General features: G+C 40.7%; 22 protein-coding genes. 7 read left to right on the top strand and 15 right to left on the bottom strand.

What is annotated here, in order from left to right; genetic code table 11:
• Positions 1–24 precede the first annotated feature (24 nt).
• The 4 genes from CHRO_RS22520 to CHRO_RS22505 form a co-directional block, all read right to left on the bottom strand.
• Positions 25–981: an FkbM family methyltransferase gene (locus CHRO_RS22520; RefSeq protein WP_015156534.1), complete on the bottom strand. Its 957-nt coding sequence runs from the start codon at positions 979–981 to the stop codon at positions 25–27.
• 86 nt (positions 982–1,067) lie between these two features.
• Positions 1,068–2,171: a glycosyltransferase family 4 protein gene (locus CHRO_RS22515; RefSeq protein WP_015156533.1), complete on the bottom strand. Its 1,104-nt coding sequence runs from the start codon at positions 2,169–2,171 to the stop codon at positions 1,068–1,070.
• An 89-nt stretch (positions 2,172–2,260) separates the two neighbouring features.
• Positions 2,261–3,136 (bottom strand): class I SAM-dependent methyltransferase, encoded by an 876-nt coding sequence (locus CHRO_RS29950; protein WP_015156532.1) that lies wholly within the window; start codon positions 3,134–3,136, stop codon positions 2,261–2,263.
• A gap of 626 nt (positions 3,137–3,762) precedes the next feature.
• Positions 3,763–5,373: a helix-turn-helix domain-containing protein gene (locus CHRO_RS22505; RefSeq protein ID WP_051033292.1), complete on the bottom strand. Its 1,611-nt coding sequence runs from the start codon at positions 5,371–5,373 to the stop codon at positions 3,763–3,765.
• A 779-nt stretch (positions 5,374–6,152) separates the two neighbouring features.
• Here CHRO_RS22505 and CHRO_RS22500 point away from each other — a divergent pair.
• Complete coding sequence (locus CHRO_RS22500; RefSeq protein WP_015156530.1) at positions 6,153–6,482, top strand: hypothetical protein; 330 nt, start codon at positions 6,153–6,155, stop codon at positions 6,480–6,482.
• 844 nt (positions 6,483–7,326) lie between these two features.
• Here CHRO_RS22500 and CHRO_RS29945 read toward each other — a convergent pair.
• On the bottom strand, positions 7,327–8,124 hold the full coding sequence (locus CHRO_RS29945) for a DUF3102 domain-containing protein (protein ID WP_015156529.1): 798 nt from the start codon (positions 8,122–8,124) through the stop codon (positions 7,327–7,329).
• Between the two features lie 1,065 nt (positions 8,125–9,189).
• Here CHRO_RS29945 and CHRO_RS29940 point away from each other — a divergent pair.
• On the top strand, positions 9,190–9,612 hold the full coding sequence (locus CHRO_RS29940; protein WP_015156528.1) for a cell division protein SepF: 423 nt from the start codon (positions 9,190–9,192) through the stop codon (positions 9,610–9,612).
• A 279-nt stretch (positions 9,613–9,891) separates the two neighbouring features.
• Here CHRO_RS29940 and CHRO_RS22485 read toward each other — a convergent pair whose 3' ends face one another.
• The 9 genes from CHRO_RS22485 to cysE all read right to left on the bottom strand — a co-directional run bounded on the left by CHRO_RS22485 (position 9,892) and on the right by cysE (position 15,597).
• Entirely contained in the window at positions 9,892–10,161 is a 270-nt protein-coding gene (locus tag CHRO_RS22485; protein WP_015156527.1) for a hypothetical protein, read from the bottom strand.
• 853 nt (positions 10,162–11,014) lie between these two features.
• Positions 11,015–11,578 (bottom strand): (2Fe-2S) ferredoxin domain-containing protein, encoded by a 564-nt coding sequence (locus CHRO_RS22480; protein WP_015156526.1) that lies wholly within the window; start codon positions 11,576–11,578, stop codon positions 11,015–11,017.
• 5 nt (positions 11,579–11,583) lie between these two features.
• Positions 11,584–11,805 (bottom strand): putative nitrogen fixation protein NifT, encoded by a 222-nt coding sequence (gene nifT, locus CHRO_RS22475; RefSeq protein ID WP_015156525.1) that lies wholly within the window; start codon positions 11,803–11,805, stop codon positions 11,584–11,586.
• The gene (locus CHRO_RS22470; protein WP_015156524.1) at positions 11,802–12,068 is read right to left on the bottom strand and encodes a nitrogen fixation protein NifZ; all 267 of its coding nucleotides are present in this window, start codon (positions 12,066–12,068) and stop codon (positions 11,802–11,804) included. The genes nifT and CHRO_RS22470 overlap by 4 nt, the downstream gene beginning before the upstream one ends.
• A gap of 35 nt (positions 12,069–12,103) precedes the next feature.
• Positions 12,104–13,291 (bottom strand): homocitrate synthase, encoded by a 1,188-nt coding sequence (gene nifV / locus CHRO_RS22465; protein WP_015156523.1) that lies wholly within the window; start codon positions 13,289–13,291, stop codon positions 12,104–12,106.
• 335 nt (positions 13,292–13,626) lie between these two features.
• Positions 13,627–13,722 (bottom strand): DUF2949 domain-containing protein, encoded by a 96-nt coding sequence (locus CHRO_RS34915; RefSeq protein WP_084739183.1) that lies wholly within the window; start codon positions 13,720–13,722, stop codon positions 13,627–13,629.
• Positions 13,723–13,767: 45 nt separating this feature from the next.
• Positions 13,768–14,322, bottom strand: coding sequence for a DNA starvation/stress protection protein DpsA (dpsA, locus tag CHRO_RS22460; protein ID WP_015156522.1), 555 nt, complete (start codon positions 14,320–14,322; stop codon positions 13,768–13,770).
• Positions 14,323–14,417: 95 nt separating this feature from the next.
• A complete protein-coding gene (locus tag CHRO_RS22455) occupies positions 14,418–14,672 on the bottom strand; it encodes an Asr1405/Asl0597 family protein (protein WP_015156521.1) in 255 nt (84 codons plus the stop codon).
• A gap of 235 nt (positions 14,673–14,907) precedes the next feature.
• Positions 14,908–15,597: a serine O-acetyltransferase gene (cysE, locus tag CHRO_RS22450; RefSeq protein ID WP_015156520.1), complete on the bottom strand. Its 690-nt coding sequence runs from the start codon at positions 15,595–15,597 to the stop codon at positions 14,908–14,910.
• 844 nt (positions 15,598–16,441) lie between these two features.
• Here cysE and nifB point away from each other — a divergent pair.
• The 4 genes from nifB (at position 16,442) to nifU (ending at position 20,564) form a co-directional block, all read left to right on the top strand.
• The gene (gene nifB / locus CHRO_RS22445; RefSeq protein WP_015156519.1) at positions 16,442–17,917 is read left to right on the top strand and encodes a nitrogenase cofactor biosynthesis protein NifB; all 1,476 of its coding nucleotides are present in this window, start codon (positions 16,442–16,444) and stop codon (positions 17,915–17,917) included.
• Between the two features lie 2 nt (positions 17,918–17,919).
• A complete protein-coding gene (locus CHRO_RS22440; protein WP_015156518.1) occupies positions 17,920–18,255 on the top strand; it encodes a 4Fe-4S binding protein in 336 nt (111 codons plus the stop codon).
• A 95-nt stretch (positions 18,256–18,350) separates the two neighbouring features.
• Positions 18,351–19,574 carry a cysteine desulfurase NifS gene (nifS, locus tag CHRO_RS22435; RefSeq protein WP_015156517.1) on the top strand — a complete coding sequence of 408 codons (1,224 nt, stop codon included), beginning with the start codon at positions 18,351–18,353 and terminating at the stop codon, positions 19,572–19,574.
• Between the two features lie 102 nt (positions 19,575–19,676).
• On the top strand, positions 19,677–20,564 hold the full coding sequence (gene nifU, locus CHRO_RS22430; RefSeq protein WP_015156516.1) for a Fe-S cluster assembly protein NifU: 888 nt from the start codon (positions 19,677–19,679) through the stop codon (positions 20,562–20,564).
• Positions 20,565–20,627: 63 nt separating this feature from the next.
• Here nifU and CHRO_RS34540 read toward each other — a convergent pair whose 3' ends face one another.
• Positions 20,628–20,750, bottom strand: coding sequence for a hypothetical protein (locus tag CHRO_RS34540; RefSeq protein WP_256498613.1), 123 nt, complete (start codon positions 20,748–20,750; stop codon positions 20,628–20,630).
• A gap of 2 nt (positions 20,751–20,752) precedes the next feature.
• On the opposite strand from CHRO_RS34540, the gene nifH reads away from it, so the two are divergent.
• Positions 20,753–21,643, top strand: a complete 891-nt coding sequence (gene nifH, locus CHRO_RS22425; RefSeq protein WP_015156515.1) for a nitrogenase iron protein — start codon at positions 20,753–20,755, stop codon at positions 21,641–21,643.
• Positions 21,644–21,750 lie beyond the last annotated feature (107 nt).

The following is a 21,750-nucleotide window of genomic DNA, read 5'->3' as shown; positions in this document are numbered from 1 at the left end:
ATCCAATAGAGTTTCAGTAGGAAGTTATTTTTTTCCCCATTCAACAACTTCTTTCAAGCCATATGTTAAACGCTGATTAATACTATTAGGTAAAAAGCTTAGTACTTTACCAGTTTTTGACAATGATTTATGTTTTTTCCAACTATCCGATCTTTCAATATTTGTCCAGTGTTCTGGCTTTTCAAGATACTTTACTGTGCTTGCTTCTATAATTCCTAAGCTTTTAAAATAATATGCTAGCTCTAGCCCATAATCAAAATATTCTAAAGCTTGGCAGATTTTTAAATACTTTATAGCTTGTTCTGGCGTAGTTTTCTTTTTTGTACCTACGAAATCAAATAACCAAACAACTTCACACCATAAAGGCTGATGTTTGCCATGCTTGGATAGAGAATTATTACGACTAGCTTGATAAATTTCCATGTCAAACATCAGAAATCCTTGCGATCGCATAAATGCTTCAAGCTGTGTATATGTAGTTTCTCCGATATAGTTCTCCACAAAACCTGTCTCTGTTTCCACACAGAAAGCATTTTGCAAAACCTGATTCCCTGCTTTAAGAATCGGTAACTCTAATCCTTGCGTATCAAGCTTGATAATATCTGCTGTTAATTGTTGCTCGTTAGCTAAACTGTTGAGTGTCATACATGAGACAGTATCTGTCCCAGTTTCTCTAAATTGATAATGATGTGAAAAACGACCAAGCCAGTCATGATTTGGGCGAAGCAGAGAATAGCAGAAAGGGTGATGTGTTTTGTACATTACCCGATCTCCTTGCTCTCCAGAAATAGCAAAAGGTAGGTAACGAGTTGACTTGTATGGATGAGGCTCGCGACTCAAGCGCCTGCATTCACTAGCATTTGGCTCGAAGCCAGTATATGCTAGTAGTTGTGCTAAATCAGACCATTTTGAGTCTAGTGGACCGCTACAGCCTATATCTAAAAAATTTACTTGCTGTACCTGAGTAAAAGGATTATTCATACTTGTTTGTTGACATAAAATAATAACGAGATTGTTAGAAAACTTAAGACACTTACCTTAGTTTTTTAAACATATGCTTTTTCTATTTATACTACTCCAGCAACTACAGAGTTCTGTGATTCTTTTGTAAGTAGTTCAAACCAATTTTCAAAACTATCGCTTACTATTAGTTTTTTATCTGGAGATACGACTCCTTCAGCACCTATAGATGTAGCAACAACAGGTAACCCAGCTTCAAGCATTTCTAGAGTTTTTAGTTTAACTCCTCCTCCTTTCAAAAGTGGAACTATCCCGATCTCCGCCTTTTCAAAGAAAATAGTTGGATCTTCAACGAAGCCTGTAACTGTGATCTGTTTGCCTGCAAGTGCTAAAACTTTTTTAGAAGGATTAGAGCCGACTATATAAAGTTTAAAATTTCGATCTTGCTGAAGCAGTTTTTTAAAACATTTGTCAACGAAGTTAAGAATTGCTTGCTCGTTTTCTGGTCTTTCCATAGCAGCCCAGAATAAAAGACTTTTCTTTTCTATTTTCTCCGCTCGGCGTTTCACTTGATAAACAAAGCTGCTAGCTTTTGGAGGCTTTACAATAAGCTTTTCACTACCAATTGAAAATAAAGAACTTAAAAGATCGCGATCTTTTTTAGATAATACCCATAGTTCGCTTGCATTCGAGTAAAGTTTTTGCTCGTAACGAAAGATTCTGGCTACTTCAAGATCGAAAAATGAACTTTTTACAGATTGTCTTAACCAAACTTGTGTCAATACATCATGTATACTAATGACAATTTTAGTCTGTTTTGAATCAATATATTTTTTGACTATATCTAAATAAACGGCAGCATGAGAATATTCAAAATGAATTACATCATATGTTTTTGCAATCAGAAGCTCTTGAATTTTCTTACTAACTGCTCTATTAAAACGAGAAGCAAATTTTAAAGGCGCTTGATAATAGTTCAAGCAGTTTATAGCTTTTTTGAATTTAGTAAGTGGGTATGTATAAAGACTATTACCAAAATCTGTTTGTAGATCTTTAGCCACAACTATTTCTGTAGTATTAGCGATAACAATTACATCAACGAATTCATGTAAGGCAGCATACTTCGCAAGATTCATAAAAGCAATTTTTTGTCCAGCTTGAGGATACTGCGTTGTAGGAGCATGAGCTGAAATGAATAAGACTTTTGACATACCACAAATACTATTAGGTTAAGAAAACGAGTTGCAGCGAAAAAATAGCGCTAAATCACTCTATGTTAAAAGTACTAACAATCCAACACTTACTTTGTTAGTACTAACCACTTAGATCCTTGTAATGGGGCTACAAATTCCGATACAGGAGTCTCTGACCTTTCAATCACTACCACGAACGGATATAAGTGAAAAGACTGAATAGCATCTTGAAAATAGGTTGAGAAACTAGCAAGACCGCTACCGCTTTTAATAGGCTTATATCCAAATTCTTGTAATGCATTTAAATTATGTGTCAACCCAGATATATAGGTATGAAACTGATTTAAAGTACCATGAATGTCTTCACATATATAAACTCCTCCTGGTCGTAAATGCGGCAATAACTCTTCTAAAGTTGCAATCTGCTGTTCTGGTTCATGTCCGCCATCATCAATTACGATATCGAGAGTAGGAACCTCACTTTTGAATCGCTTCCAGAAATTGCGATCTGTTTGATCGCCAATAAAAATTTTAATTGAATCTTTTTCGTATGCTTTACATGCTTCTTCAATATCTACACCATAAATTTGACAATTAGAACCAAAATAGTTTTTCCACATTTCTAGACTCCCACCGCTGGCAACACCAACTTCTAGAACCTGAACTTTTTGCCCAACAAACTTAGAAAGGTGACGATGGTAAATATTAAAATAGTGCTTCCACTTAAGTATTCCTAATCCTTCAGTATGAGAATTAAAATAAGCTTCTAAAGCATTGGATGGAGTATTTCCATTTTCTAAGTGAGATTGACAATGATTCGTTGTTATAGTGCTAGACTCACCATTAATGGTAAAGTTCTGCCCCCATTGAAAACCTTTTTCTGCTATTGGGGAACTAAGTATTAGAGTTTTTAGTGTCTTTATAGAAGTTTGATAAGAACGTGGTATTAACATTTTTGCTAAATGACGAATGATGCTTTTCATAAATGCAAATCTCTTAAACGATTTATCTATTTAATAATCTACTAGTTTTTAGTTAAAACGAAATCCTGATTTGTTCAGGATTGACATCAGAAAATTTAAGTTTATGTTCGGTTATATTACCGAAAAATATCAATTGTATCTTCTAACGTAGAAAATTCCGCTACATCCCGAAAAATTTTAGTTGGCAAGGCATAGGGAAAATTAAATTTTCAGTATATAGGTAATAGTGCAGCAGTGATTGAAAAAGCTTATTTCAAATGGAGAAACAGTTAAATAGCATGAAGCAAAGTAAGAGCAGTACAATCAACTATTCACAGATGTGTAGTGGCAATTTATAACTCAGGATACAAGAGTAAAATTAGAGTAACCCTTTACAAAGGCTAATCTGGTACAATTTTTTCTAGTAGAATAGTTTACATGACTACAAAAAATTAAGCTAAGAGAACAGAAACTAAGCTGTAAAATAGATGGATAGATAGTGAGAGATGCCCTGAAATTAAGTTATGAGACTACTGAAGGATCTGAGTAAGAAAAAGTTAATTAAAGTGCCTTGTAAAGTAATTTATCTAAATTAAGGTTTCACTTCTTTACCCGGATCGCTGCCCATAATTAGTTTTCTTCTCGGTCTACTTATAGCTACTTAGGTTCACTTGCATTCGATGAATTAAACTAATAATATCATCGGTAGTGTCTTCCAATTTAAAAGATTCATGCTGCAATGTAGATAAAATTGTATCTAATTGTGATTCCACATTCTTTTTACTTCCAAGTTCTAGGAGTAATTGATCTAAAACCATTCTAAAGAAAATATTTGATTGAGTAGTTCTAACATAATTTTTTACTATTAACTTTAGTAATTTGGAACTTTTCAAGAGCGATATTTGCTGCGTGCGTATTTCTTGACAAATTTCTTTTAGCAGTCGAGCTGTTGTGTACTCCATTAATACTATTTGTAATGTAAAGAATCCCTGATTTTTTTCAACTAAAGAGCGTCGCCTCAGAGATTCTAAAGCTTCTGCTAGCTCTAGTGACTGAACTTTTAAGCCAAAATCATTCTTCAATTTCTGAAATGAAACTGGTTCGCGCTCAATTGCTAAGCAGTACATTAACTCTTTTTCAATTGGTTGTAGGCGATTGAACTGACTATCAAAAAATTCTTTAACATCATTAAACACTATTATTTCCTGTTTCAGAAAATCAGAGGCACTACTATCAAATATGTTTTGTATAGTTGTAGAAACCATATTCAGTAATAAAGGATTGCCTCCATAAATTTGAATTATTTTTTTCAAATCATCTTCCGAACCATAAATTCCTTTACCTTTAAGGATATACTGTCCTTCTAACTCATCCAATCCTATCAATCGTAGCGATCGCGTAGGTAATTCTTCTCCCTCTCTTATCGCAACTTCCTTGGGTTTCTCTCGACTTGTTAACAATAGACAACTCTGATGATACGTTTCTCCTATGTATTTTATAAGCCGCCCGTACTCCTCATCCTCTTCTTGATAGTGCGTATCTTTTCGATCGTAATTTAAGATTGATTCAGCACCATCAAGAATTAACAAACAGGGAGACTTACGAAAATATTTCAAGAGCAATGATATTCTTCCATTTGTAGTTTCTGGTAGATCTTTTTCTTGCTGATTAGATAGAAAATAAATTATCTCTTCTAAGAGTTCTCGTATTGGTGGAGCATGACGCAATGAGCGCCAAATAATGTATTTGAAATCACTCTGAAGCTGCTGAGCTAGCTTTATAGAAAGAGTAGTTTTGCCAATACCACCCATGCCTACTAGTGCTACTAAAGGACAACGATCTTGAACAATCCACTGTTGTAATGTAGCTAATTCTTGGGTACGCCCGTAGAAAGTATGTACGTCAACTGCCTCACCCCAGTCTTGACAACTATCCATATCAAGCTGTTGGTTGTGAGAGGGGTTCGCTAGGGTTAATCTTCTCTCAAGAGCTGTTCTAAAATTCTTTTTGCTTACTTTTTCGCCTAAAGCCTCTGAAAGTATCTTCCACAATCTAGGTCCAACATCTCTTTTTAAGTACTTTTCGCTGTATCCTTCTCGGTCGGCAATCTCTTCATATGTGTATCCTTGCCAAGCACCTCTAAGTACTATTTTTTGAATATCTGTCAAATGCGTACCCTGTTTGTTAAACACAACTGTATCTGCAACGATAAATTCTCTGGTTTCAAACGTTGAGGACTGAGAGTTGATTGCATTCATCTTGTAGTTGTCTCCAAAATAGTTGAAATCTGTAGCTCTACTAGGGCAGAAATGAGCGCTCATCATTTGATAGCATTGAGTTCTATGTAATTTCTCTTAGCGTGTAATGTCGCTCTAGCACGTTTTACATTGCTTAACGGAGAGACTTTTTGGTTCTAGTAATTTCTCGTTTGCTCTTATTATTCCGAATATAAGCTCCAAGTCTAATCTAGAAGTTTATCTGTTAGTGAATTGGAGTGTGCGATCGCATAAAACACTTACATGTAAACGAATCTTTCACAATTATTTTACTCAGAATCAATTCAAAGCTTCTCAATAGAGATGTGCAGCTGTTTGCAGTATACAAACTCAACGATTAAGATATACTCTCTCCATCATTCATGTTCTGCTCTAAGTAAACCATATTCCTTCTGGCGTGAGTCAATAAAATTCTGGTATTACTTTAGTCACTTAATCTATATCATTACTTTAATCAGCATTGCAAGATAAATAAAGTTATTTACATGACATTTTTTGAATTTTTCGGTTGTTTTGGTTAAAACCTGAAAAAATCTGATATTTATCCGAACTTTTTGGATTGTTCAAATTAATTTAAGCATTTCAAAAACAATATTTTTCCTATACTTTGGGGAATGGTTAACCGTAGAAAAATTTAGTACATATATTAAGTGACGTTTAAATCTGTAATTATTTTGGTTATTTTTAATTCTGAACAACCAGAAAAATCGCATAGGTATCAACGCAATAGCCTAATTGCAAACTGCCGTCCAAGTTTCTATATGCCAGAGGAGTTATTAAAAACTATCGAAACTCAATCTCAACGAGAACACTCTTCCCGTTCTGGCTTTGTAACCAACTTATTATTTTTTTTACTACTATCGCCGATTGGGAAGCAATTACAGAAAAATGCTAGTCTAAATCGCCGTACTATAGCCCAAGAGTTGGAACAGTCGCTGGTACTATTTCAGCAGCAGTTGCCTCTACATCAAATCAATCAGCTTGCAGCAGCCACTCAGCGATCGCAGGCTCAGATGATGACTTATTTAGTTCTATTGGGATTGCAAGCTTACCAAGCAAAAGAACGTTTGAATAAAAGTGCTGAACATTAAGTAATCAGCTTTGTTACTCCTAGTATTTTTCTATTTGAAAGTATGGTATACCAACTGACTTGGTATACCTTTTTTTTATCTATAAAAACCTTTAGAAAGTTATTAACTACAAATGCCGCAGCCAAGCTGGTACAACTATCGAAAGCGGATAGATGCAGAAGGGAATTGCGCAACCTTCTCGCCAAAACTAAGCTGACGTATGAGCCTTTATTGCAAATCAAATTGCTAGTTCACTTCTCGTGAATGCCCAATCTCCGATTGAATTAGCACTATCAAGCCGAACGATTAATATTCTTTTGTCTATTCCAATTGCTCGCCTTGGCTCTCAAAACAAAGAATATGAGAGATAAAGATAGAAATTGCCGCGATCTCTCAGCGAGAATTGTTAAATAACGATCTTTTTATGGTGTTGCAATTTTGACTTCGATCGGTGTATAATAACAGCGAAAGGACGTGATAGAGTAAAAAAGAATCTATTTAGTTAGTAGATACTTTTTGATTTGAGGTATTTGAATGCTCAAAGTGTAACTTTTTGTAACGTTGAAGAACCTTAAATGTTAAAATTAGAGGGCTTCATGCAGACACCACTATGTTGGCAAAAGGTTCTGATTAGCAAGCAGAGATAAGAGATTTTATATCCTTCCAAGTACTGCCGAGCAGCCGAAAACAAGCTTACAAAAGGCAGTAGCAAGCTTGAGCAGAAGATCGTCTCTAGTGCTTTTCGGCATAACTCAAAATAGTGAGAGAATTCCAGAACGTAGGAATTTCATAGTTTCGCTCTCAGTGAAGCTGCCGAAGCTGTCGAAGTTTCATCCAGCGATCGCTTTCTGAGCTGAAAAAGTGTTCATTTTTTAATTGTCTCTAAAATCTTCTCTACTGACCAGTGCTTTGCTATTGCTCTCACCAAAGCAGTTGCTTCTTCTTCTCTAAGAGACTCTACACTCTTAATCAAGGCTCTACAGTCGTCGCTAATCCTAATCGAGATAGGATTGGTCGATGGCAGGTTTTCGGCAGACACTTTTTGACTTCCCAAAACATCTCGATCGATAACTACAGCTAATACATCAACTGCTTGAGAATCTGGTAAACTTTCATGAAATGCTTCAACTGATGTAATTAACTTTGCTTGAAGAGAATCTACTTCATGCTTATTTACATCTGAAGTAACATTACAAGTAGAATTTTTAAGTTTTTTCAATTCCTGATGTTGACTAATAATGCTTCTAGCTTTAGAGTAAGTGATGTGTTCGCCCTTTTTAGCAAGTTCTAACGCCTCCTGGCGAGCGCTTTCAGAAGTAGAAGGAGCAGCTAGAAGATATAGAGCGGAGCTAGCAATAAATAAATCGGCAAATTTTGCCGATTTAAAAACTTCCGCCACCCTCATAAAGTTTCTTGCGGTTCGTTCCTTCCAACCAAATTCAGTTATTAGCCAATTGCTAAAATGCCCAAACCCAAGATATTGCTTGACTTCGATCAGCTTTTCGCCTATTTCAATAATATCTTGTGTCGTTCTACGCATCATTCTTTTGATTTCACAAGTATGCTTTTGGACAGCAATTTGTGCTTCCATGTCAAGAGCTGCATAATCAAAGCTTTGCTGTTTAGATTGATTCCCATTATCAATATGATAGAGATTTTCCACGTTCCATCTTCCTCACAACTTTTGAAGATTTCTCGGCATCAATCGATTCTGCATAAGAGGCTGTGTCTAGATAATTATGAAGCTACAGTAGGAGCTGCGTTCTACAAGTAGCGTGTAAGCCTTTCTTAAACAGCCGGATTGATTCCAGTAAGCAAAAGCCTGCTACACTCTCTAGGATCTTAGTAAAACACGAAAATCACCTTGTGAACGGTAATTTAACCTCCATTCTCTACGAATAAGCTAGCTGTGTGCGCAATTGAGCTTTTTAATGGCAGCTACTACAGGTTAACTTCATACCGCTTTGCATCACTTAGAGTACTGGCATATACTTTGCAAGTCATATTGGCTGAAGTAGTTTACATCATATATATCAATCTGATTTTGCTATTTGATTACCTTGAATCGACTTGTCTTGAGAGACACTCTTGATAGCCCAGTAAGTTGCGTTAAAAATTGTTTAGTTGAATATTAAACAAGTCTTTAACACACCGCACGATGCTACTTAAATTACCATAATACACTAATTATTTTGGTAATTTACATGACTATTTCTAGGGTGAGCGATCGCAGCAGTCAGAATGTTGAATCTGCACGATTTGCGTCAGATTGGGAAATTGCCGATCTAGCGATAGGATTTGATTGGTATATATTATTTAACTAATCGATCGTCTGCTCTACTAGCAACTTTTGTTCCTCTATTAGAGCCACTCAGTGTTTTAGGAAACGATTTCGGTTTCTATTACCATTTCTACAAGCAGGTAGTATGTCGCCCATCATTTTACACCGACAAAATACCAACAAAATCACTAATAATTAAAAATCTATCTGAAGAAGGAGGCAAACAAAGATTTAGTATAAAAATATACGCTATTAACAAAAAAACTCTTTTGATGAGAAAGCTGCTAATTCCCGAACTTTTCCGACCTTTATTGAATTGACAAATCAGGGTAAAAACACTGAGTTGACAAGCTTTTCATTTAACCAGAGTATAGATGTAAAGGTACTAAAAATCATACCTAAAGCTCTTCACCAGCCCCAATTAGAAAAAACAGAGGATGAGTAAGCATGATGATGCATCAGCTAGAGGTATCCGAACTAGAAGAGGAATTGTCTCAACCGAATTACGGAAAATTAAGAGCTGCTTTTCCTGCAAGTGTAGTGCGGCGGCGGGAAAGAAGAGCGGCTGACTTGACAGCAAACAAACAGAGGAGTCTACCCCAACTAGAACAGAAGACACCACAAGTGGTAGTCATGCAGCTACAGTCTTTTGAACAAGTGACGCAAGCCGTCGAAATTCTGTGGCAAGGTCAACCGCTAGTCTTAAATGTTGTACAGATGGATGCAGAGATAGCACAACGAGCAGTAGACTTTGTGGCTGGAGCAACTTACGCACTAGAAGGACAGCAACAATATCTAGCGGCAGGGATATTTCTGTTCGCACCGAGCGGCGTGCAGTTAGCGAACGCTATTGATGAAACATGCTTATAAAGTCGTGCGTTTTAGCACGTCTTGCTGTAAGAAATAGTGATGCATAATTGCGATCGCAATTGTTTGTACTAATTTTGATGCAGAGCAATCTATCCGATTGTTCCCCTTCTAGGAGTTAGCGGTTCGTGCAGCTTAAAGATATCCGTGAATGTCTTGCCAATCCCCCACCGTTTTATCCTTGCCAAGAGAAAGCACTGTGAAACACAGTGCCGATATAATTATGGGAGCAGATGGCGCAAGATTGGTATCTTAGCTCGATCTTGCGATCGCAGATCGCTACTATTGGTGAGGCTTGCCTTCCGCTAACTGGGGAAAATACCACCCACAGAAAGTGATGAATTCATCTAACGCAGCAGGCTCTAAACCTTGGCTATGCAGGTAGAAAATCCAATCTATTAACTCAAGCCAATTGAGCGTTCTCTTCAAATCGACTTCGTAAGTCCACTGAACATGACGTAGGGCTTTGGCACGTTTGCGATATTTCCAATACTTCATGACAGGTGATTTTTTGGGAGAGTCAAATATTGCCTGCGCGTAAATCACTGTCATAACAGCCTCGTTCGTAATATATACACCTTAATAGTCGATTGAGCTTTCTTTGTTCTAATTCTGGAACAGCTAGCGATAATGCATCGCAAGCTAAGCACAAACTTACTCTAGTTCTTATATCAGTTTACTCAATTTAGTTAATTAACGATCTGTATATTACAGAATTTTAAAAACTATGTAAATATATTTATGCAACATAGAACAATCATGTCTATATGAGAAAAAAGATAATCCACAAACAGAGGTGGTGGCGATTGGATTAAGCGATCGCCCCAAGAAGTTTTCTTTGGGTTGAGATAACCTTTTTCTCTGGGCTATTTCAATCAAACTGACATTTCATAAAAAAGTAAACAGCCCGCACCATCACGGGCTGACACGCGGCAGAGAAGGTTTAAAACTTTTGACCGATCTAACCCACACAAGGAATAGATATAAATGCCTTGAGCAGATACGAAAGGTAGATTTAAGCGTTAATCTTTTGCTCGTTCTTGAGTTAAAAAATAGCTGACAATTCACAGCTATAACGTTATAGCAGTTCTAAATGATTTGTAAACTAGGCTTCTAGCCTGCCGCAGGCTAGAAGCCTACGTTCATGAATCAAATAAGATTGCTATAGCAATGAAGTTTTGTAGACAATTTGGTTATATTTTTAGAAAAAATTGAATCATAAGATTTAGAATCTAAATTTACTCATAGGCGAACTCTAGAAATTACATAGCAAATTGATAAAAACTTAACTTAATTAGATAAATACAATATTTTCAGACTTAATAGAGTTTGTCGATACAGAAAAGTTCAGGTGTTGGACATCGACTCGGCAATTGATGACCTAGCACAGAACTGGATGAAAGCGTTATGCGAAATGCTCGTCCACCCGCTCCAACAGCGCGGCGATCGCGGCTTCAGGAGTCATGTTGTTTAAGCTGATGTTATCAGGTTTTAAGATGAGATTTGGAGCCTGAGAACAGCGTTTCAAACAGCCTGTTGTTTGAATAGTAACGCGATCGCCTAAACCGCGATCGCGCAACACCCCTTCTAGAACAGACACCAATTTGCTGCCACCTTTTTTCAGACAACCCGGCTTATAACAAGCAACAATCTTCACTTTGCCGTTTTCTGGTTGGCGATCGGAGTCATTATCTGAGTTTGCCGTCAGCTTGTGAATGCGATCGGCTTTCAATTTAAATTCGCCTGTCTCATACTTGAACTTTTGCTCCCCAAAGACTTCAATCCGATCGCCAGGTTTTAAGGTCAATCCAAGCCTAAAACGGGACTGTTTGGCGATTTTAATCCTCAACTGTCCGGTTGCAACCTCTAGTTGCAAGTATTTAGGTGTACTGTCTCGATCGACAGTAAAACCTAAAAATTTCCCTTCTACATGAAGTGCCAACAGGCGATCGTGTTTAAGCTTGCTCATATCCCCTACTCCTTGTGAGTACGCTTGCAGAGCCTTTTAGCCTCTACAGTCTGCGGTAATTTCATGGGTTCCGGTAAGTTTGGGATTGCTAGTTCCCAACCGTTAGCTAAGGTAAAAATTTTACCCTCAGATCCTTCTGTTTGGTTTACTACTTCTTCCTCAAGATCTTTTTTGGCAACATAAATTACCAAATGTCCGGTAGCATTTTGACGCAACATGACTTTCATTTGATTTCCTCAACTGCTTCTAGTTCTTTTTTGCGACAACCAACGATAAAACCTTTTTCGATAAAATGCACGGCGTAGATATAGGAATTTTGCAAAAACGTACCAATACTGACGATGTAGCCGATCTCTCCCTTTTTCGCTAGTGTTGCGCCAATTTCTTGCCCTGGGTACGTACCATCGTTGCGGATTAGCTTGCGAGTTTTTACTTTTGAGCCAATTTCAAAAGCTGGTGGCAAGTCTAGCTCTAATTCATCTGATTGCATGGGATTACCTCTGAGATAGGATTGTACGGTTTCACTTAAGGTTCATACAAATAGGCAGTAGAGGAGCAGAGGGGCAGAGCGGCAGAGGAGGGATTATTTGTTTTTTTCATGTGATGAAATGGAACTAGATTCATTAGTTCTTGCAGATCGAGGCTGCGTTTGTTTTGTACCGATTGCTGCCGTACTGCATCTAAGATGGATTGGGTTTCATCTGTGTTTAAACTAATGCCCTGCTGCTGTAGCAAATTAGATACTAAGTGCCTACCTGAGTGCTTGCCTACGACTAAACGCCGCTCCCACCCCACTTCTTCGGGAGCGAATGGCTCGTAAGTCACGGGATTTTGCAAAACGCCATGAGCGTGAATACCAGATTCATGAGCAAAAGTATTTTCACCCACGATCGCCTTCCAAGGAGGTACTTTGCAACCCGATGCGGTTGCTACCAGTCGGGACAGTTCTAATAACCGCGTCGTGTCAATCCCCAAATCGATCCCTTGAAGGCGTTTGAGTGCCATGACGACTTCTTCTAAAGCCGCATTGCCAGCTCTTTCCCCCAAACCATTCACTGTTGTATTTACCGATAAGGCTCCCGCTTGCAGTCCAGCTAAAGCATTTGCCGTTGCCAAGCCAAAGTCATTATGGGTATGCATTTCTACAGGTATCGATAAATACATCACCAATTGCTTGACTTTGGTGTATGTAGTAAAAGGGTCGAGAATTCCTACAGTGTCGCAAAAGCGAAACCTTGATGCGCCCCACTCTTGAGCGTAAAGGGCGACATCCAAAAGGAAATTTTCATCAGCTCTAGAGGAATCTTCACCCCCGACTGCTACCCAAAGATTGCGATCGCGGGCGAAAGTAATCGCATCTTTGAGTTTTTGCAACATTACGCGCCACTGTCCGTGAAACTTGGCAGCAATTTGAATCTCAGAAACGGGAATGGATATATGTACTCGCTGCAAACCACAGGCGATAGAAGCCTGAAGATCTGAAATTGTGGCGCGGTTCCAACCTAAAAGTTTAGCTGACAAACCCAACTCAGAAATTGCCGCGATCGCTTTAGTTTCAACTTCTCCCATTGCGGGGATACCAACTTCTAATTCACTTACACCAATCGCGTCTAGAAATTTGGCGATCGCTATTTTTTCCTCAATTGTGAAAGCAACACCCGCCGCCTGTTCTCCATCTCGTAGTGTCGTGTCATTAATCGCGATCGGATTCATAGCACAATAGCCCTCGTAGCATTTAGGTTTTCGCTCTTGAGTTTCAGATTTCAATCTCAGATGCGTGTCAATACTTTTCGGTTAAGGCAAGATCCCCCCTAGCCCCCCTTGAAAAGGGGAGGACTTCTGCCCCCTTTTGAAGCGGGTTGAGGGATCGCCAAGATTTTTGCATTGACGCTGCCAAGATGTATCAAAGTGTGTGTAGCCGTTCAAAATGGTAGGATGCCAGCAAAATTTACTTCATCGATCGCAATAACAAATAGCCGAAACAGCCATTCACAATTGCAGGAACAACTATCAAACTGAGGATAGCAACTAAGACTGTAAACATAATGTTACCCATTAAGAGTAATGTGAGGTTTGTTCTCTAGCCAAGCAAAAATTCGTGCTAATTGATCTATGGAAATCAAACCGTATTGCCAAAGAATCATAGGTAGGGGAGCCTAATCTAACTCATGGTGATGCAAGCATTACATCTATGTCCTATTCGCAGGTTGAACAAAAGCCAAAGTTAGGCTATCTTCTGCTAAGAAATGAGCGAGATGAAAGGCACGTTCTTCAGTCTTCAATAAAATTTGCTCGTACAAATAGCGAGTAGCGCGATCGCCTACACTTTCTGCTTGAGCAGCTTGACGACGAATGGGATCGATCGCTGCTTGTTCGGCTTGCAGATCGTTTTCTACCATTTGGCGACAGGAAAAAATTCCATCTGCTTCTGGCGTAAAACAGCACAATTCTGCGAGTTTAGTAAAGCTAGCTGCTGGTACGCCGCCTAGTCCATCCAAGCGTTCGCCAACGTCGTGTACGTGTGCTTGAACTTGTTCGTAACTCTCGCTGAAATACTGGTGCAGCATATAAAATTCTGCACCTTCAACGACAAAGTGATGCTTTTGATATTGTAAATAAAGAGCTTGAAAACTTGCTAGGATAATATTTAATCCTTCACAAACGGGAACGGTAACTTCATGCCCTAAACCAATGGGGTTATCTAGCACTTCTCCGAAATTACGTAATACAGTTGCTTGTGTCATTAATTTTCTCCTTTTGATTTTGGTAATTGGTAAGTCAAAAGTCAAAAGTGAAAAGTTAAAACAGTACTCACAAATGACAAATGACAAATGACAAACTAAGAAAAAATGTCTGCTGTCCAGCAGCGTTCTAACCAATCGAGTAATTCTTGGCGAGTGGCTAAGAAATGCTGTACGGTGCTGCGGACGAGAAAGGCAGCGATCGCACTATTAACTTCAACCACTAAAGAACCATCCGCAGGACAACAACAGGGGATACTTAACTCTTGTAAGCGGTGGTAAATTCGCCAGCGATCGCTGACGGGTATTTCGACAACTTGGACATTTGGATCGGAACTGGTGGGCTTAAACATAAGCAAGGTGTCCTTTTTAAAAATTTTCTCAATTATTAATTACGGGATATATAGCAATCCTATTTGATTTACAAACGGAGCAGGCTTCTAGCCTACTTTTCAAATCATTTAGAACTGCTATAGCAGTCTTAAATTATTAGATTTGGTTTGAAAATCGGGAGTCGGGAGTCGGGAATCGGGAGCCGAGAAGAGTGTATTTTGATTCTTCCGTCTCCTATTTTTTGACTTTTGACTTTTAACTTTTGACTTTTAATTGTTGTTCGAGTTTTTCGATCCGTTCTAATAAAGAACGAATGATGCTTGCTTCTATATCAGGTAGTTTTGCGTGTTCTAGGGGACAGCCACGCACACCTTTATGGCAAATATTGCGCCCAGGAACTCCTACCGCAGTACAGTCTGAGGGGACATCTCGCAAGATAATTGAACCTGCACCAATGCGGACGCGATCGCCAATTTGAATATTGCCTAAAACTTTCGCACCTGCACCCACGACTACGTTTTTGCCCAAGGTAGGATGGCGTTTACCAGTTTCTTTCCCTGTCCCGCCAAGGGTGACACCTTGATAAATCAGTGCGTAGTCTCCGACGATCGCAGTCTCTCCAATGACTACACCCATGCCGTGATCGATAAACACGCCTTGCCCGATCTGTGCGCCTGGGTGAATTTCAATTCCCGTTAAAAATCGTCCTAGATGAGAAATCAAGCGGGGAACAAACGCAACTCCATGACAATGCAACCAGTGCGCGAGACGATGCAGCACCATTGCATGAAAGCCAGGGTAGCAACAAAGTACCTCGAACCAATTACGTGCTGCCGGATCGCGATCGAAGATAATCTGAAAATCTGTCAATAATGGCTGCAAAAATGACAAACGCAATTGTTTGTCCGTCTTTTGGGTTGTAAGGGTATTGGAGAGCTGTTGCATTGGACTTGATGGAGTGGAGGAGCCGTGTGTTATCTCTGCTTATATCAGGCAGCTCTACCCGCAGCTATGCAGCCGATGTCGATTGGATTTATTGGATATATTAATTTGTACTCAATTAATCTAAACCCCAACTCAATTGGGATTTGCAAGCTGAAAAAAAGTTTTTTTGGAGTTGGGGTACTAGTATTTTTAAGTTAGGGGTACTAGTATTGATCGGGGTAGGGAGTAAGTATTTGTGTACTCAAAACTAAACTCTTAACCCAACAGGATTTAACGGCATTTTCATAACTGTTTTTTGGATATATTAACTTGTACTCATCTGCGATCGAGGGTTTGTAAGCTAAATTGCGATCGCTATCCAAATAATTAAAATAATCTTAAGTTAGTTTGTTCGGCAAAAAAGGGATATTTTAGATACAGAATTAAATTTTGCGAAGTCACTGGGGTAGTCCTGAATTGACTACTCTAGTTATTTACCCTCGAAGTGCCTAAGTAAATAGCATTTTGGGGGGCGATCGCATATGCTTTGAGTACAGAATGGAAAAAGCCAAAAAGCAACTCAAATCGCATTCAAACCCTTGCTAGGATTAAATTCAATGCGAGTACAGAAATACTTGAACCCCTTCACCATAAATACTCGTACCTCAGCCAAAAAATACTAGTACCCATACCCAAAAACTTTTTTTAAAAGCTGCTAAAACCTTAATATTTAAAAGCTGCAATTTTTGAGTACAAGTTTAATCAATTCAATAAATTCTATCCCGAACCACGGCAACAGCATCTTTTGAGGCGGCTGCTATAAAACCTATATCGCTAAACACCTGATGCACCAACAAAAACTTCAATGACACCACCACCTACCGGACTCCTAACCCCCACCACAACACCAGCAAAAACTAAAACTAAATCTGGCAGTTGTGGTTGTAGCAGTAAAACCGATGCCGCACCTAGTTTAGATGAAAAAATGAAGGCGCGGATCGAGAAGCATCCTTGCTATAGCGAAGAAGCGCACCATCACTACGCTAGAATGCACGTTGCAGTAGCACCAGCTTGTAATATTCAGTGCAACTATTGCAACCGTAAATATGACTGTGCTAATGAAAGCCGTCCTGGTGTTGTCAGCGAGTTATTAACACCGGAAGAAGCAGCGCACAAAGTCTTGGTAATTGCAGGTAAGATTCCTCAGATGACCGTGTTGGGAATTGCGGGACCTGGAGATCCTTTAGCGAATCCAGAAAAGACTTTTCGCACCTTTGAGTTGATTGCAGACAAAGCACCGGATATCAAACTTTGCTTGTCAACCAATGGCTTGATGCTTCCCGATTACGTCGATCGCATTAAACAATTGAATGTGGATCACGTCACTATTACTATTAATATGGTTGACCCAAAGGTTGGCGAGAAGATTTATCCTTGGGTTCACTACAGACGCAAGCGCTACAGAGGGATTGAAGGAGTCAAGATTCTGCACGAACGGCAGATGGAAGGATTGCAAGCCCTCAGAGAAGCCGATATTCTGTGCAAAGTGAATTCGGTCATGATTCCAGGAGTCAATGACGAGCATCTAGCCGAAGTCGATGAAGTTATTCGTGCTAACGGGGCATTTCTCCACAATATCATGCCCCTGATCTCTGCCCCAGAACACGGTACTCACTTCGGTTTAACGGGTCAGCGCGGACCCACACCCAAAGAACTGAAGTCATTACAGGATAAGTGTTCTGGCAACATGAAAATGATGCGCCATTGTCGTCAGTGTCGCGCCGATGCAGTGGGATTGTTAGGCGAAGACCGCAGCCAGGAATTTACTAAAGAGAAATTCATGGAAATGACTCCAGAGTATAACTTGGAGACACGCCAAGAAGTTCACGCCGGAATTGAGAAGTCTAAGGAAGAAATCAAAGCTGTCAAAGAGAAAGCTATAGAGACATTGCATACTGTAGAGACGTTACATGTAACGTCTCTACAGGACAATCCAAAAATCTTAGTTGCAGTTGCTACCAAAGGCGGCGGTTTGGTTAACCAGCACTTCGGTCATGCGAAGGAATTCCAAGTTTTTGAAGTGGATGCCAACGAAGCTAAATTTGTCGGACACCGCAAAATCGACCACTATTGCCAAAGTGGATATGGCGAGGAAGCGACTCTAGACCACATTATCAAAGCGATCGCCGATTGCAAAGCAGTTTTGGTTTCTAAGATCGGTCATTGTCCTCAAGAAGAATTGCACAAAGCTGGAATCCAGGCTGTTGAAGCTTACGACGTGATTGAGAAAGTTGCAAGTGAATTTTACGCGCAATATCTGCAAAATCAGCAAGGAGAATAGTCATGGCTTACAAAATTACCAGCCAATGTATTTCCTGCAACCGTTGTCTTTCTGTCTGCCCCACGGATGCTATCAAAGTCACTGACGGCAAGCACTGGATCGATCCCACTCTTTGTACAAACTGCGTTGGCAGTGCTTATAGCGTACCTCAATGCGCTGCTGGTTGTCCCACATATGACGGTTGTATTCCACAACCTAGCGATTATTGGGAATCGTGGTTTACTACCTACAACCGCTTGGTTGGTAAGTTAACCAAGAAACAAGACTATTGGGAACGCTGGTTTGATACTTACTCCGAAAAATTCTCCGATCTGAAATTGACTACGCTTCATAACTAATGCACGGGCGGGTTGAACCGCAAGATTGTTGGTTTTAGTTCAGGTATTCGCGAACAAACCCGCCCCTACAATCCCCTACTCCCTACTCCCTAATCATGCAAACTTGCATTTATCTCGACAACAACGCCACCACTAGGGTAGACCCAGAAGTTGTAGAAGCAATGCTGCCTTACCTGAGCGAATATTACGGCAATCCCTCCAGTATGCATTCTTTTGGCGGGCAAGTCGGCAAAGTGGTAAAACAAGCACGGCAACAAGTTGCAGCCCTAATTGGCGCAGATGATTCAGAAATTATCTTCACGAGTTGCGGTACGGAAGGAGATAACGCCGCCATTCGCGCCGCCTTGCAAGCACAACCAGACAAGCGGCATATTGTGACGACTCAAGTAGAACATCCAGCAGTGCTGAATGTCTGCAAGCAGTTGGAAACTCAAGGTTATACCGTTACCTATCTTTCCGTAAATCGCCAGGGACAAATCGATTTGGATGAGTTGGCAGCATCAATGACAGGTAATACAGCCTTAGTCACGATTATGTATGCCAACAACGAAACAGGCGTAGTATTTCCGATCGAACAGATTGGATTGCGAGTCAAAGAGTATGGCGCTATCTTCCACGTCGATGCGGTGCAAGCAGTAGGGAAAATTCCCCTGAATATGAAGACTAGCACTGTAGATCTATTAACTCTGTCCGGTCACAAGTTACACGCACCCAAGGGTATTGGTGCTTTGTACGTGCGACGAGGTGTCAGATTCCGTCCCCTATTGGTGGGAGGACATCAGGAACGCGGACGTAGGGCGGGAACGGAAAACGTACCAGGAATTGTTGCTTTGGGTAAAGCTGCCGAAATCGAACTGGCGCATTTAGCAGCCACAACCAAGAAACAAAAGCAACTGCGCGATCGCTTAGAAAAAACTCTACTTGAGACAATCCCCGACTGTGAAGTAAATGGCGATGTCTTCGACGGCAAGCTACGCAAAAACAGATTGCCCAACACGACCAACATTGGCTTTAAGTATATCGAAGGTGAAGCCATCCTCTTATCCCTGAACCAATTTGGCATTTGCGCCTCATCCGGTTCTGCCTGCACTTCTGGTTCCTTAGAACCATCCCACGTATTGCGATCGATGGGCTTACCCTACACGACTTTGCACGGTTCGATCCGGTTTAGCCTTTCCCGTTACACCACAGATGCCGAGGTTGACGCAGTTTTAGCAGTAATGCCTAGTATTGTCGAACGCCTCCGCGCCCTCTCACCCTTCAACAACGACCAAGCCGATTGGCTGCAAGGTCGGGAAGAAACATTAGCTCATCGATAGGAGCAGAGGTGCTTCAGGGGCAGGGGAGAAATAACTGTCAACCGTTAACTGTCAACTGCCAACCAACAACACTCAACCAACTACCAACTACCAAATTGTGCCATGTGGGATTATACAGATAAAGTTATGGAACTCTTCTACAATCCTAAAAACCAGGGATTGCTAGAAGACGATCGCGAATCAGGAATAGCAGTTGTATTTGGCGAAGTGGGCAGTATTGCTTGTGGAGATGCCCTGAGACTGCACCTCAAGATTGAAGTCGATGCCGATAAAATTCTGGATTCGCGTTTTCAAACTTTTGGCTGCACCAGCGCGATCGCTTCTTCTTCTGCTTTGACTGAGTTAATCAAGGGTTTAACCTTAGATGAAGCGCTCAAAGTTACCAACAAGGAAATAGCAGAATACCTAGGCGGACTGCCAGAAGCTAAGATGCACTGTTCGGTAATGGGACAGGAAGCACTAGAAGCAGCGATTTATAAATACCGTGGGATTCCGCTCGAAGCTCATGAAGAAGATGAAGGGGCATTAGTTTGCAGTTGTTTTGGAATTAGCGAAACCAAGGTTCGCCGCGTGATTCGAGAAAATAACCTCACCACTGCCGAACAGGTAACGAGTTATGTCAAGGCGGGTGGCGGGTGCGGTTCTTGTCTAGCAGATATCGATGACCTAATTGCTGCCGTGCAACGGGAACCAGTTGTAGGCGTACAGGTTGCTACAGGGATTGCAGCAACGAAAGAGCAACCGCAACGTCCGCTGACAAACGTGCAAAAGATCGCCCTAATTCAAAAAGTTTTGGATGAAGAAGTTAGACCCCTATTAATTGCCGATGGGGGAGATGTGGAACTGTACGACGTGGATGGCGATCGCGTCCAAGTATTGCTGCAAGGTGCGTGCGGTTCTTGCTCTAGCAGTACGGCAACCCTCAAAGTTGCGATTGAAGCAAAGTTACAAGAGCGCGTCAACCAAAACTTGTTAGTAGAAGCAGTTTAGCAGTTACAAAGCATAAATAGGCGTAATTAGCAATATCTATGCAAGATTTCTCTGTTCCAGTTCCTAAAGTTTTAGCAGTTGAGCGATCGCCCCCAGCGATGTTCGAGCTAAGCGATCGCGGATAAATAGGCGATCGTCGCTACACAACCCAGACCAACAACCACTAACTAATTTCAGGAGAAACAACCATGACTGACAATATTAGACAGATTGCATTCTACGGTAAAGGCGGGATCGGTAAATCCACCACTTCTCAAAATACGATCGCAGGTTTGGCTGAATTAGGCGAACGGATTATGATCGTAGGCTGCGACCCCAAAGCAGACTCCACTCGCTTGATGTTGCACAGTAAAGCCCAAACCACCATTCTACACCTAGCTGCCGAACGGGGCGCAGTAGAAGACCTAGAACTAGAAGAAGTTCTACTCACAGGTTACAAAGATGTCCGCTGCGTAGAATCTGGCGGTCCCGAACCAGGTGTAGGCTGCGCGGGTCGTGGTATCATCACCGCAATTAACTTCCTAGAAGAAAACGGAGCCTACGAAGACCTCGACTTTGTTTCTTACGACGTATTAGGTGACGTAGTTTGTGGCGGTTTTGCTATGCCAATCCGCGAAGGTAAGGCACAAGAAATTTATATCGTCACCTCTGGTGAAATGATGGCGATGTATGCTGCCAACAACATTGCACGAGGCATTCTCAAGTACGCTCACTCTGGTGGTGTACGCTTGGGTGGTTTAATCTGCAACAGCCGCAAAGTTGACCAAGAAATCGAACTGATCGAAACTTTAGCAGCTCGGCTCAACACCCAAATGATCCACTTCGTACCACGCGACAACGTTGTACAACACGCAGAACTGCGCCGCATGACTGTAATTGAGTACGCACCCAATTGCAACCAAGCCAACGAGTATCGTGCCCTTGCCAAGAAGATCAAAGAAAACGACAAGCTCACCATTCCCACCCCAATTTCGATGGACGAATTGGAAGAGTTACTCGTCGAATTCGGTATCCTGGGCGACGACAAAGAATACGAGCATCTCGTTGGCAAAACTGCGGAAGAAGTTGCAGCCGTTTAATCCTGAAGGGACAAGGGAGACAAGGAAGACTTGGGGGACAAGGAAGACTTGGGGAATTTAACTACTATCTTCTTCCCCGATTCCCGACTCCCGACTCCCGACAACCC

Origin of the sequence: Chroococcidiopsis thermalis PCC 7203 (assembly GCF_000317125.1) — a bacterium.
Taxonomy (GTDB): Bacteria; Cyanobacteriota; Cyanobacteriia; order Cyanobacteriales; family Chroococcidiopsidaceae; genus Chroococcidiopsis; species Chroococcidiopsis thermalis.
The sequence above is the reverse complement of the archived record's forward strand: the minus strand, read 5'-3'. Positions and strand labels throughout refer to the sequence as shown.